The sequence below is a fragment of the Streptomyces sp. SID13031 genome (genome assembly GCF_010548305.1).
Lineage (GTDB): Bacteria > Actinomycetota > Actinomycetes > Propionibacteriales > Kribbellaceae > Kribbella.
Genome location: NZ_JAAGLV010000006.1, coordinates 1 through 12,260, shown reverse-complemented (window position 1 = coordinate 12,260; position 12,260 = coordinate 1). Strand labels below are relative to the sequence as shown.

11 protein-coding genes and 1 tRNA gene are annotated in these 12,260 nt (G+C 67.5%); 10 read left to right on the top strand and 2 right to left on the bottom strand.

Going from position 1 to position 12,260, the window contains the following annotated elements:
• Positions 1-12: 12 nt before the first annotated feature.
• Positions 13-750 carry a MerR family transcriptional regulator gene (locus tag G3I17_RS13810; RefSeq protein WP_203590174.1) on the bottom strand — a complete coding sequence of 246 codons (738 nt, stop codon included), beginning with the start codon at positions 748-750 and terminating at the stop codon, positions 13-15.
• Positions 751-835: 85 nt separating this feature from the next.
• Between G3I17_RS13810 and G3I17_RS13805 the strand changes: the two genes are divergently transcribed.
• From G3I17_RS13805 to G3I17_RS13785, 5 genes are all read left to right on the top strand, one after another.
• Positions 836-2,056 carry an acetyl-CoA C-acetyltransferase gene (locus tag G3I17_RS13805; protein ID WP_164596420.1) on the top strand — a complete coding sequence of 407 codons (1,221 nt, stop codon included), beginning with the start codon at positions 836-838 and terminating at the stop codon, positions 2,054-2,056.
• Positions 2,053-4,212, top strand: a complete 2,160-nt coding sequence (locus G3I17_RS13800; protein ID WP_164596419.1) for a 3-hydroxyacyl-CoA dehydrogenase NAD-binding domain-containing protein — start codon at positions 2,053-2,055, stop codon at positions 4,210-4,212. The genes G3I17_RS13805 and G3I17_RS13800 overlap by 4 nt, the downstream gene beginning before the upstream one ends.
• A 213-nt stretch (positions 4,213-4,425) precedes the next feature.
• Positions 4,426-5,709, top strand: a complete 1,284-nt coding sequence (locus G3I17_RS13795; RefSeq protein ID WP_164596418.1) for an extracellular solute-binding protein — start codon at positions 4,426-4,428, stop codon at positions 5,707-5,709.
• Positions 5,710-5,816: 107 nt separating this feature from the next.
• Positions 5,817-6,686, top strand: coding sequence for a sugar ABC transporter permease (locus tag G3I17_RS13790; protein ID WP_164596693.1), 870 nt, complete (start codon positions 5,817-5,819; stop codon positions 6,684-6,686).
• Entirely contained in the window at positions 6,686-7,570 is an 885-nt protein-coding gene (locus G3I17_RS13785; protein ID WP_164596417.1) for a carbohydrate ABC transporter permease, read from the top strand. The genes G3I17_RS13790 and G3I17_RS13785 overlap by 1 nt, the downstream gene beginning before the upstream one ends.
• Positions 7,571-7,628: 58 nt before the next feature.
• Here the strand turns inward: G3I17_RS13785 and G3I17_RS13780 are convergent, their stop codons facing one another.
• Entirely contained in the window at positions 7,629-8,174 is a 546-nt protein-coding gene (locus tag G3I17_RS13780; protein ID WP_343238317.1) for a YbhB/YbcL family Raf kinase inhibitor-like protein, read from the bottom strand.
• Positions 8,175-8,308: 134 nt separating this feature from the next.
• On the opposite strand from G3I17_RS13780, the gene cobT reads away from it, so the two are divergent.
• From cobT to G3I17_RS13755, 5 genes are all read left to right on the top strand, one after another.
• Positions 8,309-9,349, top strand: a complete 1,041-nt coding sequence (gene cobT / locus G3I17_RS13775; protein WP_164596415.1) for a nicotinate-nucleotide--dimethylbenzimidazole phosphoribosyltransferase — start codon at positions 8,309-8,311, stop codon at positions 9,347-9,349.
• Positions 9,346-10,572 carry a uroporphyrinogen-III C-methyltransferase gene (gene cobA, locus G3I17_RS13770; protein ID WP_164596414.1) on the top strand — a complete coding sequence of 409 codons (1,227 nt, stop codon included), beginning with the start codon at positions 9,346-9,348 and terminating at the stop codon, positions 10,570-10,572. Before cobT ends, cobA begins: the two co-directional genes overlap by 4 nt.
• On the top strand, positions 10,569-11,387 hold the full coding sequence (locus tag G3I17_RS13765) for an RNA methyltransferase (RefSeq protein ID WP_164596413.1): 819 nt from the start codon (positions 10,569-10,571) through the stop codon (positions 11,385-11,387). The genes cobA and G3I17_RS13765 overlap by 4 nt, the downstream gene beginning before the upstream one ends.
• A 12-nt stretch (positions 11,388-11,399) precedes the next feature.
• Positions 11,400-11,921, top strand: coding sequence for a GNAT family N-acetyltransferase (locus G3I17_RS13760; RefSeq protein ID WP_164596412.1), 522 nt, complete (start codon positions 11,400-11,402; stop codon positions 11,919-11,921).
• 193 nt (positions 11,922-12,114) lie between these two features.
• A tRNA-Ala gene (locus tag G3I17_RS13755) sits at positions 12,115-12,180 on the top strand.
• The last annotated feature ends 80 nt before the right edge of the window (positions 12,181-12,260 follow it).

The window sequence follows — 12,260 nt, the reverse complement described above, 5'->3', positions numbered from 1 at the left end:
GTCAGGGTGTTGTCAGCGTCGCGGCGGCTTGTTGCGGGAGCGGATCGTGTCACGCTGCGTCTCGCCGACGGCCCGTTCGTACGCGAGTACCAGGCCCTGGATGGTGACCGGCTTGAAGCGCTCGACCAGTTGCTGGATGTGCTCCGGCGGGCCGCCCGAGTCGCGGTAGTGCGGCCAGACCTTGGTCCGGAAGACGTCGGTCAGCTCCTCGGCCAGCTGCCGGCCGTGCTCGGTGAAGATCCGCCCGACATCCAGCACCGCGTCGACCGGCAGGTCCAGGTCGAGCAGCTCGACCCCGAGGCTGAGGTGTGCCGTCGCGACCTGGAAGACGTCGTCGTCCGGCGTCGGCTCGACCACGCCGAGCGCGACGAGCATCTCGATGTCGTCATCGGTCAGCTCCCGGCCGGTACGCCGTACCAGCGTCGCCCGGTCGAGCGTCTCGGGCAGGTCGCGCATCCAGGGGGTGAGCAGGGTCCGGTGCAGCGCGATGTCCTGCGGGGTCGCGTCGGCGGGGATGCGATCCAGGTAGCCCTCGATCGCGGACAGGCTGAACCCGTGCGCCTGCAGTTCGCGGACCAGATCCAGCCGGGCGATGTGTTCGGAGCCGTAGTACCCGACCCGCCCACGGCGTACCGGCGGGGGAATCAGGCCCCGGCCCGCATAGAAGCGCAGCGTGCGCACGGTCATCCCGACCCGGGCGGACAGCTCGTCGACCGTGAGGGTCGCTTCGTCCGCGGTGACTTCTGACATGGCCGAGATCATAACGACCCCCTCTTGACGACCATGACACCAGAACTGTCACAATCAACGGGACGACTCGACCGACGGGATCCCCATGAGCACTGAAGCCTTTCTCTACGATGCGATCCGGACACCGCGCGGCAAGGGCAAAGCGGCCGGCGCGCTGCACGAAGTGAAGCCGATCCAGCTGATCACCGGCCTGCTCGAGGAGCTCCGGGTGCGACACCCCGAGCTCGACGAGGACGCGATCGACGACGTCGTCCTCGGCGTGGTCACCCCGATCGGCGACCAGGGCATGGACATCGCCCGGACCGCGGTCCTCGCGGCGGGCTACCCGGAGACCACCGGCGGCGTGCAGCTCAACCGCTTCTGCGCCTCCGGCCTCGAAGCGGTGAACCAGGCGGCGCAGCGGATCCGCTCGGGCTGGGAGGACTTCATCCTGGCCGGCGGCGTCGAGTCGATGTCGCGGGTGACGATGGGCTCCGACGGCGGCGCCTGGGCGATGGACCCGGAGACCGCGATCGACACCAACTTCATCCCGCAGGGCATCAGCGCCGACCTGATCGCCACCATGGACGGCTTCTCCCGCACCGACGTCGACACCTACGCCGCGGAGTCGCACGCGCGGGCCGCCAAGGCGTGGGCCAACGGGTACTTCGCTCGCTCGGTCGTCCCGGTGACGGATCGCAACGGGCTGCAGCTCCTGGACCACGACCAGCTGGTACGACCCGGTACCACGGTCGAAACCCTGGCCGGTCTGCCGGCGTCGTTCGCCGCGATCGGTGAGCACGGCGGGTTCGACTCGGTCGCGCTGGAGAAGTACGTGACCGTCGAGCGGATCAACCACGTGCACCACGCCGGCAACTCGTCCGGCATCGTCGACGGCGCCGCGCTGGTTGCCATCGGCAACGAGAAGGCGGGCGAGGCGCTCGGCCAGGCCCCGCGCGGCCGGGTGGTCGCCGCGGCGGTCAGTGGTACCGACCCGACGATCATGCTGACCGGCCCGGCGCCGGCCGCCCGCAAGGCGCTGGCGAAGGCAGGGCTCGAGGTCTCCGACATCGACCTGTTCGAGATGAACGAGGCCTTCGCGGCCGCCGTCCTGCACTTCATGAACGACCTCGGCGTCCCGCACGAGAAGGTGAACGTCAACGGCGGCGCGATCGCGCTCGGCCACCCGCTCGGCGCCACCGGCGCGATGCTGATCGGAACCCTGCTGGACGAGCTGGAGCGGCGCGAGCTGCGCTACGGTCTGGCCACCCTGTGCGTCGGCGGCGGCATGGGCGTCGCCACCATCATCGAGAGGCTGGCGGCATGATCGACTGGACGAAGGACACTGACGCGTCTGGAAAATACACCGTCACGCTGACGATGGACGATCCCGGCGCCTCGGCGAACACGATGAACGACACCTACATCGCCGCGATGGCTTCGACTGTCGAACGGCTGCAGGCGGAGAAGGATCAGCTCAAGGGCGTCGTGATCACCAGCGCCAAGTCCACCTTCTTCGCCGGTGGCAACCTGCAGATGCTGTCTCAGATCCAGCCGGAGAACGCGGCCGAGGTGTTCGAGACGATCGAGGAGGTCAAGCGCCAGCTCCGCGTGCTGGAGACGCTCGGCGTCCCGGTCGTTGCCGCGATCAACGGTGCCGCGCTCGGCGGTGGGCTGGAGATCGCGCTCGCCTGCCATCACCGGATCGTTGCCGACGACAACCGGATCGAGCTCGGCGTGCCCGAGGTGACGCTCGGCCTGCTGCCCGGCGGTGGCGGCGTCACCCGGACGGTCCGGATGCTCGGGCTGCAGGACGCGTTGATGAAGGTGCTGTTGCAGGGCCAGCGGATGAAGCCCGAGCACGCCAAGTCGGTCGGCATCGTCGACGAGGTCGTCCCGGCCGGCGAGCTGCTCGCCGCGGCGTACAGGTTCATCGATTCCTACGACGGTGACGCCAAGCAGCCCTGGGATCGCGACGGCTACCGGATCCCCGGTGGTACGCCGTCCTCGCCGAAGCTGGCCGCGTTCCTCCCGGCCTTCCCCGCGAACCTGCGCAAGCAGCTCAAGGGCGCGCCGTACCCGGCTCCGCGTGCCATCATGAGCGCGGCCATCGAGGGCAGCCAGGTGGACTTCGCGACGGCCAGCAGGATCGAGTCCCGGTACTTCGTCTCGCTGGCGACCGGCCAGATCGCCAAGAACATGATCAACGCGTTCTTCTTCGAGCTCCAGGCGATCAACGCCGGGGCGTCGCGGCCTGCCGACGTACCGGCGTACAAGGCCCGGAAGGTCGGGGTGCTCGGCGCGGGCATGATGGGCGCGGGGATCGCGTACGTGTGCGCGAAGGTGGGCATCGAGGTGGTGCTCAAGGACGTCTCGCTGGAGTCGGCCGAGAAGGGCAAGGAGTACTCCGAGAAGCTGCTCGCCAAGCAGGTGAAGAAGGGCCGCAGTACGCCGGAGAAGGCGGCGGCGTTCCTGAGCCTGATCACGCCGACCGCGGATCCGAACGACCTGGCCGGCTGCGACCTGGTGATCGAGGCGGTGTTCGAGAGCGAGGAGGTGAAGCAGAAGGTCTTCGCCGAGATCGCCGGTGTGGTCGAGCCGGACGCGCTGCTCTGCTCGAACACGTCGACGCTGCCGATCACCTCGCTCGCCGAGGGCATCGACCGGCCGGACGACTTCGTCGGGATGCACTTCTTCTCACCGGTCGACCGGATGCCGCTGGTCGAGCTGATCGTGGGGGAGAAGACCTCCGATCGCGCGCTGGCGAAGGCGTACGACGTCGTCCGGCAGATCAAGAAGACGCCGATCGTGGTCAACGACAGCCGTGGCTTCTTCACCTCACGGGTGTTCGGCACGCTCGTGATGGAGGGTGCCGCGATGGTTGCCGAGGGCGTCAACCCGGTGACGATCGAGCGCGCCGCGACCCAGATGGGCTTCCCGGCGCCGCCGCTGGCGATGCTCGACGAGGTCACGCTGACCTTGCCGATGAAGATCCGCGATGCGGCTCGCGCTTCTGGGGACAACGCGGGTGCCTTCGACGACCACCCGGGCATGGAGGTGACCGAGCGCCTGGTCACGGAGTTCGACCGCAAGGGCAAGGCGGCCGGGGCCGGCTTCTACGAGTATCCGGCCGACGGTCCGAAGCACCTGTGGCCCGGGCTGTGGGAGCACTTCGTCAAGGCGGACACCGACGTACCGCTGATCGACCTGCAGGAGCGGATGGCGTTCGCGATGTCCCTCGAGACGGTCAAGTGTGTCGAGGAGGGCGTGCTGCGCTCGACGGCCGACGCGAACATCGGCTCGATCTTCGGCATCGGCTTCCCGCCGCTGCACGGTGGCGCGCTGCAGTACATCAACGCCTACGAAGGTGGACTTGCCGGTTTTGTCGCCCGCACGCGGGAGCTCGCACAGAGTTACGGCAGCCGCTTCGAACCACCGGCGCTGCTCGTCAGCAAGGCGGAGGCGGGCGAGAAGTTCTCCTGATTCGATCACTGAGCGCGGTACCGGACTTGTCCGGTACCGCGCTCTTCGTGTGTTTGACCTCAGCGTTACAACGTGGGCACTCGCGGTCGTGCTCGAACTGTCACCGGCTAGGCCTGTTGCGATGTTTGACTTAGTTGTAACGTGTGCGAAACCCGGAGATGCTTAACCAAGTTAAGTAACTACCGGATCCGCTAGTCCCTGGAGGTGGAACGCATGCCTGCTCGTATCCCGACTGCCGGACTGTCCCGGCGCGACCTGCTCAAGCGGACCGGAGGGCTGGCCGCGTTGGCCGCCTTCACCGCCGCGTGTGGCGGCAACACCGGCCGACCAGCAAGCAGCGGGGGAGGCGACGGCAGCAAGGTCACGCTGTCGCAGTGGTACCACCAGTACGGCGAGGCCGGCACGAAGGAGGCCGCGCTCAAGTACGCGAAGGCCTACACCGACTCGACCATCGGGGTGCAGTGGACGCCGGGTGACTACGGCGCCAAGCTCGCGTCGGGTCTGCTGTCCAGCAACGGGCCGGACGTGTTCGAGAGCCAGCTGAACGTCGCGATGGTGAAGAGCGGCCAGGTCGTGGCGCTGGACGACATCCTCGGCGATGCCAAGGACGACTTCAACCCGAACGACCTGAAGACGAACACCATCGACGGCAAGCTCTACGGCATCAAGATGATCGACGACCCGCAGGTGTTCTACTACCGCAAGTCGATGTTCGACAAGGCCGGGATCAAGCCGCCGGAGACCGTCGACGACCTGATCGCCGCGGCCAAGGCGCTCACCACCGACAAGGTGAAGGGCATCTTCCTCGGCAATGACGGCGGCGTGATCGTCGGCGGTCCGGCGCTGTGGTCGTCCGGTGGTCAGTACCTGACCGACGACAACAAGCCCGGCTTCAACAACGCGCGGGCGGCAGAGGCCTTCGGCAAGCTGCACCAGTTCTTCGCGGACAAGAGTGTCCTGCTCGGCGCCCCGGCCGACTGGTGGGATCCGGGCGCGTTCGTCCAGGGCCTGACCGCGATCCAGTGGACCGGCCTGTGGGCGATGCCGGCCATCCAGAAGGCGCTCGGCGACGACTTCGGTGTCTTCGCCTACCCGAAGCTCGATGCCGAGGGCAAACAAGCGCTGCCGTCCGGCGGCTGGACCCAGTTCGTCTCCGCGAAGAGCGCGAACGTCGAGGCGGCGAAGAAGTTCGTCAAGTGGCTGTGGGTCGACAACGCGGAGTTCCAGGAGGACTGGAACCTGAACTACGGCTTCCACATCCCGCCGCGCAAGAGCCTGGCCGCCAAGGCGACCAAGCTGCAGAGCGGTGCCGCCGCCGAGGTGGTCAAGCTGAACCAGGACTTCGGGGTCGTGGACCTGCCGGCCTGGACGCCGAAGATGACGACCGGTTTCACCGACCTGCTGAACAACGTGATCCGCAAGGGCGCCGACCCGGCCGGTGAGATCACCAAGCTGGACAAGACCGTGAACACCGAGCTGGCGAGGCTCTTCGGGTGAGCAGCGGGGCTGCCACCCCGACCCGGAAGGTCGACGTCGTCCGGACGCCGGCCGGTCCGGGGGGTGGCAAGAAGAAGTCGCGCAGGTCGGCGAACGGCAACAACACGCTGTGGTTCTGGCTGTTCACCGGCCCCTTCGTGCTCGGCCTGCTGGTCTTCAGCTACCTGCCGATCCTGTGGAGCCTGGTGCTGAGCTTCTTCTCGGCGCAGAACACGGTCACGCCGACGGACTTCGTCGGTTTGCAGAACTACATCGACATGCTGACCGACCGGAACTTCATCAGCTCCCTCGGCACCTTCACGGTGTTCGCGATCTTCATCGTGCCGCTGACCTTCGTGCTGTCGCTCGCGCTGGCACTGCTGGTCAACCAGGCCAAGGTGGCCCGGGCGTTCTTCCGCTCGGTGTTCTTTCTGCCCACGGCCTGCTCGTACGTGGTCGCATCCCTGATCTGGAAGCTGTCGATCTTCAACGGTGTCCGGTTCGGTCTGGCCAACACGGTTCTGAACTGGTTCGGCCTCGACCAGATCGCCTGGCTGTCAACCGTCGACCCGCCCTGGTTCTGGCTGCCGATCATCACCGTGCGGCTCTGGCTGCAGCTCGGCTTCTACATGATCCTGTTCATCGCCGGTCTTCAGCGGATCAACCCGGCACTCTACGAAGCGGCCTACGTGGACGGCGCGAAGCCCGGCTGGCAGGTCTTCCGCTTCATCACCTGGCCGCAGCTGCGGGCGACCTCGGTCGCGGTGCTGCTGCTGAACCTGATCGCGGCCTACCAGGCGTTCGACGAGTTCTACAACTTGATCGGCGCCGACGCGAACTTCGCCCGGCCGCCGCTGGTCTACCTGTACAAGGTCTCGCTCGGCAATATCCAGGACCTCGGCCACGGCAGCGCGGGTGCGCTCATCCTGGCGGTGGTGATCATGGTGCTCACCTTGCTGCAGAGCAAGATCTTCGGCTTCGGAAAGGCGAACGACTGATGGCGGCGATCGAGCGGACCACCCGGACGCCGCAGCCGATCGGCCACAGCCGCAGCCCGTGGGGAGTGGTCGGAGCGGTTCTTCGCTGGGTGGCGCTGATCATCGCGACCCTGCTCTTCCTGATCCCGTTCTACCTGGTGCTGCGCAACGCCTTGTCGACCGAGGCCGACATCACCGGAGTCGACTGGAAGTTCTTCCCCACCGATCTCCAGTGGGGCAACATCAGGGAACTGTTCGAGGACGAGAACGTCCCGATGGCCCGGGCGCTCTACAACTCGGCCGTGATCGGCGTTCTGGGCACCGGCGGACAGTTGCTGCTGGCATCGATGGCCGGCTACGGACTGGCCCGGATCCCGTACCGGCATGCCGACAAGGTGTTCTACGCGGTGATGGCGACCCTGATGATCCCGGCCGCGGTGACCTTCATTCCGAGCTTCATCGTGGTGTCCTCGCTCGGCTGGGTCAGCACGCTGCGCGGGATGATCATCCCGACGTTGTTCAGTGGGTTCGCGGCTTTCCTGTTCCGGCAGTACTTCCTCGGGTTCCCCAAGGAGCTCGAGGAGGCGGCGCGGGTCGACGGGGCGGGGTACTTCACCACGTTCTGGCGGATCGTCGTACCCAACTCACTGCCGTTCTTCGCGGCGATCGCGGCGATCACCTTCATCGGCAACTGGAACTCGTTCATCTGGCCGCTGGTGATTGGCCAGGACGAGAAGTCGTGGACGGTGCAGGTGGCGATGTCGACCTTCATCACCGCGCAGACGGTCAACGTCCACCAGCTCTTCATGGCGGCCGCGGTGTCGATCCTGCCGCTGATCCTGATCTTCGCGTTCCTGCAGCGCTACCTGATCCAAGGCGTGACCCAGTCCGGCATCAAGGACTGAGGCTGGTCACATAGACCGCGGCGGGAGTCCCTGACCGGCTCCCGCCGCTTCGCTGCCTTTAGCTGTCCGCGGGCACCTGGTAGGTCGGCGTGATGATCGCGCGGGCCAGCGTGTGGAAGGCGAGGTTGAAGCTGACCACGGCCGGGGTTGCGTCGTGGTCGATGTCGAGGGCCTCGACATCGATGGCGTGCACGACGAAGTGGTACTGGTGCACCTGGTCGCCGGGCGGCGGGGCGGCACCGGCGTACGACCTCATGCTGTAGTCGTTGCGGATGTGGAAGGCGCCGTCATCGAGTCGCTCGGTGGTACCGGCGCCGGTCGGGAGCTCGGTCGTGGTGGCGGGCAGGCCGACGAGAGCCCAGTGCCAGAAGCCCGATGGCGTCGGTGCGTTCGGGTCGAAACAGGTGACGACGAAGCCCAAGGTCTCGGCGGGGAAGCCTTCCCAGCTGAGCTGCGGGGATTTGTTGCCGCCGGCGAAGGCGTGGTCGTCGCCCAGCGGCTCGCCGTCGGCGACGTCGGTACTGGTGACCGTGAACGATCCGACCTCGGGCAGCAGGCTGTACGGATCCGGTGCGACGGGCCTTTGGAGCGACATCTTTGTGATCCTCCCGGGATCTCGCGTGTGGTGAATCCGACATTACTGTCCACAGGCCAGCGCTCATGGCCGGGGCAGGCGTTCGGAGGTGCGAAGATCGGAAGTGGGCGCGTCCAGGCGCCGTATGGAGCGGAGGATCAGCGGTGGAGGAGTACCTGGCCAGGATCGGTCCGGCCGACGAGGCCGCGAAGCGGGCGGCGACGGAGCGTCAGCTGAGGCTGACGAAACCGGCCGGTTCCCTCGGCGTACTGGAGGAGCTGTCGGTCCGCGTCGCCGGTATGACCGGTGTCTGCCCGCCTGCGGTTCCGACCGCGGCTGCCGTGACGGTGTTCGCCGCCGACCACGGTGTGCACGCCCAGGGCGTCTCGCCCTGGCCGCAGGAGGTCACCGCGGCGATGCTCGCGAACTTCGCGGCCGGTGGCGCCGCGGTGAACGCCTTCGCGGCCAACAACCGCGTCGACGTACGGGTGGTCGACGTCGGGGTTGCCTCGGATGTCGACGAGCTGGACATCGTGCACGCGAAGGTCCGCGCCGGGACGCGGGATCTCTCGGTCGAGAAGGCGCTCACGCCGGAAGAGGTGTCGGCTGCCCTGGGCGTCGGCTTCGAGCTCGCGGAGAAGCTGGTGCGCGACGGGTACCAGTGCCTGCTGACCGGTGACATGGGTATCGCCAACACGACTGCCTCGGCCGCGTTGATCGCGACCTTCAGCGGGGGCACGGCCGATGAGGTGACAGGCCGGGGGACCGGCATCGACGACGCCATGCTCGCGCACAAGACCGAGATCGTCCGGGCTGCGCTGGCGCTTCACGACGTACCGGCTTCGGAGCCGTTGGCCGCGCTGGCGGCGTACGGCGGGCTGGAGCACGCGGCGCTGGCCGGGTACATCCTCGGCGCCGCTGCCAACAAGGTGCCGGTGATCCTCGACGGCGTGATCGCGGGTGCCGCGGCGCTCGTTGCTCAGGCACTGCATCCTTCGGTGATCGACTACTGCATCGCTGGACACCGGTCGGCCGAGCCCGGTCACGCGGTCGCGCTCAAGACGCTCGGGCTGCAGCCGCTCGTTGATCTGGATCTACGGCTGGGGGAGGGGACGGGCGCGGTACTGGCCTATCCGATCCTCACCTGTGCTGTGCGGGCGCTGGCCGAGATGGCGACCTTCGAGTCTGCGGGGATCGAGGCGTGACGGCGCCGTACCTGTCGGGCCTGGTCCTCACCGGCCGCCGCGTGGTGGTCGTGGGTGGCGGCGGCGTCGCGCAACGGCGGCTGCCGCGGTTGCTCGAGACCGGTGCGCAGATCGACCTCATCTCGCCGGTGATCACGCCGACGATCGAGGGGCTGCTGACCAACCCGGATCTGCGCTGGGTCGAGCGCGGGTACGCCGCCGGTGACCTCGACGGCGCCTGGTACGTGGTGGTCGCGACGGATGATGCCGCGGTCAACGATCAGGTCTCGGCCGAGGCGGAGTCGCTGCGCATCTTCTGCGTGCGCTCGGACGATCGGTCGCGGGCGACGGCCTGGACACCGGCTTCGGGGCAGCACGACCAGGTGACCATCGGCGTACTGGGTGGTGGCGATCACCGGCGGTCGGCGGCGGTACGGGACGCGATCCTGGAGTCGTTGCGCGAGGGTTCTTTGGGGGCGCGGGATTCGCTGGCCAAGCAGCCGGGTGTGTATCTCGTGGGCGGCGGTCCTGGCGATCCAGACCTGATCACCGTGCGCGGGCGGCGGTTGCTGGCCGAGGCGGATGTCGTGGTCGCGGATCGGTTGGCGCCGCAGCAGTTGCTGGAGGAGCTTCATCCCGATGTCGAGCTGATCGACGCGGCGAAGTTGCCGCGTGGGCGGTCGGCGCAGCAGGAGGAGATCAACCGGATCCTGGTTGACCGCGGACTGCAGGGCAAGGTCGTGGTGCGGCTCAAGGGCGGCGATCCGTATGTCTTCGGCCGCGGGTTCGAGGAAGCTTTGGCGTGCGCCGAGGCCGGGGTGAGGTGGACCGTCGTACCGGGGATCACCAGCTCGATCGCGGTGCCGGCGGCGGCGGGGATCCCGGTGACGCATCGCGGGGTGACACATGAGTTCACCGTGGTGTCGGGGCACATCCCGCCGGGACATCCAGACTCGCTGGTCAACTGGGAAGCGCTCGCTTCGCTGCGCGGCACTCTCGTGTTGCTGATGGCAGTGGAGAACCTGCCGGTGATCGCGTCGACTCTCATTGCTCATGGCAAGGATCCCCTGACGCCCGCCGCAGCAATTGCCGACGGCACCCTTCCCGGACAGCAGCAGGTGACCTCCGACCTGGCCGGGATCGCTTCGGCGATGTCAGCGGCCGGGGTCGGAGCGCCGGCGATCGTTGTGATCGGCAACGTCGTCGAGGTCGCCGCCGGGTTGTCCACCGCTGAGGGCTCATGAGCCCGATCGTTCCGGTTGAGGACGCCGCGGACGAGCGGCTGGGGGACTACGTCCAGTTGCGCGAGGTGAATCTGCGCCGGCTGCTCGAAGAAGAGCATGGCCTATTCATTGCCGAGGGCGACAAGGTGATCCGCCGCGCCGCCGACGCGGGGTACGAGCCGCGCTCGTTCCTGCTGGCTCCACGCTGGCTCGATTCGCTGGCGGACGTCCTGGAGAAGTGGCCCTCGGCCCCTGTCTACGTGGTGACGGAGGAGTTGGCCGAGCAAGTCACCGGCTTCCACGTGCACCGCGGCGCGCTGGCGTCGTACCGGCGCCGCCCTTCGGTCGGCCTGGACGGATTGCTCGGCGGGCGGCGCATCGCGATCTTCGACGACATCGTGGATCACACGAACGTCGGCGCCGGCTTCCGCGCCGCCGCGGCGATGGGCGTCGACGCAGTACTGGTGACTCCGACCTGCGCGGATCCGCTGTACCGGCGATCGATCAAGGTCTCCATGGGCACGGTCTTCCAGGTCCCGTGGACGCGGCTGTCTTCTTGGCCCGACTCGCTCGACGTCCTGAAGCAGCACGGCTTCGTGACCGCCGCCTTCGCCCTCACCGACGACTCCCTCACCCTGGACGAACTCACCGCCCGCCAGGACGACAAGCTCGCGCTCATCTTCGGCACCGAAGGGCACGGCCTCAAACCCCACGTGCTCGAACAGGCAGACCTCACGGTCCGGATCCCGATGTCCGCCGGAGTCGACTCCCTCAACGTGGCATCCTCAGCAGCAGTGGCCTTCTACGCCACCAGACCCGAACGGACCACGAACTGATCGGAGGTCGTCATGCGCACGACAGATCGCCTGTACCTGCGGCCATTCCGCGATGAGGACCTGCCGGCGTGGGCTGACCTGAACACCGACCCCGAGGTGATGCGCTACCTCGGCGGCAAGCCGCTGACCCGCGCCGAGACGGACGAAATCGCTTCAGCAGTGAACAGCCGGTACGAGGCGGACGGCACCGGCTTCCTGGCAATCGAACGCCGTTCCGACGGCGCGTTCCTCGGCGCAGCCGGCCTCACCCACGAGTCCTGGCACCCCGACGACCTGGACCTCGGCTGGCGCCTGGCCCGCCAGTATTGGGGCCACGGCTACGCCACCGAAGCCGCCGCCTCCTGGCTCACCTGCGCCTTCACCGACCTGGACCTACCGCGCGTCCTGTCCTCCACCGAAACAGCCAACACCAAAAGCGCGGCCGTCATGCAACGCCTAGGCATGACCTTCGACCACGAAGCATTGCTCGAGGAAGCCAGCGAAACCTTCGCCGCCGTCATCTACTCCATCACCCAGCAGACCTGGAAGAGCTGACACCCCGTACGACGAGCGCCCACGCAGGCTCCTCCGTCGCCCGCTCCCCACCCCCCAGCAGGCGCTCCTCCGTCGCACCTCGTCTGCCGTTGAAGCAAACACAGAGGGGCCGAACTGGCCCGCTACCCAACCCATGGCGTGTCGCCTGCTCGCCACACTGCGTTGGACGAAGCCCCGACTGCCCGGCGCATCAGGGCCGAAGATCGGTCACTCCTCGTTCGCAACGAGGAGGCCAGGGGTTCGAATCCCCTCAGCTCCACCCAGGTCAGAGGCCCTTTCCGAGTAATCGGGGAGGGCCTTTGTCGTCGAGTGCAGCAGCAAAATGCAGCAGTAGGGCTT

Coding starts and splice junctions, on each gene's coding strand:
- G3I17_RS13810 (WP_203590174.1), bottom strand. CDS start 750: ATGTCAGAAGTCACCGCGGACGAAGCGACCCTCACGGTCGACGAGCTG.
- G3I17_RS13805 (WP_164596420.1), top strand. CDS start 836: ATGAGCACTGAAGCCTTTCTCTACGATGCGATCCGGACACCGCGCGGC.
- G3I17_RS13800 (WP_164596419.1), top strand. CDS start 2,053: ATGATCGACTGGACGAAGGACACTGACGCGTCTGGAAAATACACCGTC.
- G3I17_RS13795 (WP_164596418.1), top strand. CDS start 4,426: ATGCCTGCTCGTATCCCGACTGCCGGACTGTCCCGGCGCGACCTGCTC.
- G3I17_RS13785 (WP_164596417.1), top strand. CDS start 6,686: ATGGCGGCGATCGAGCGGACCACCCGGACGCCGCAGCCGATCGGCCAC.
- G3I17_RS13765 (WP_164596413.1), top strand. CDS start 10,569: ATGAGCCCGATCGTTCCGGTTGAGGACGCCGCGGACGAGCGGCTGGGG.
- G3I17_RS13760 (WP_164596412.1), top strand. CDS start 11,400: ATGCGCACGACAGATCGCCTGTACCTGCGGCCATTCCGCGATGAGGAC.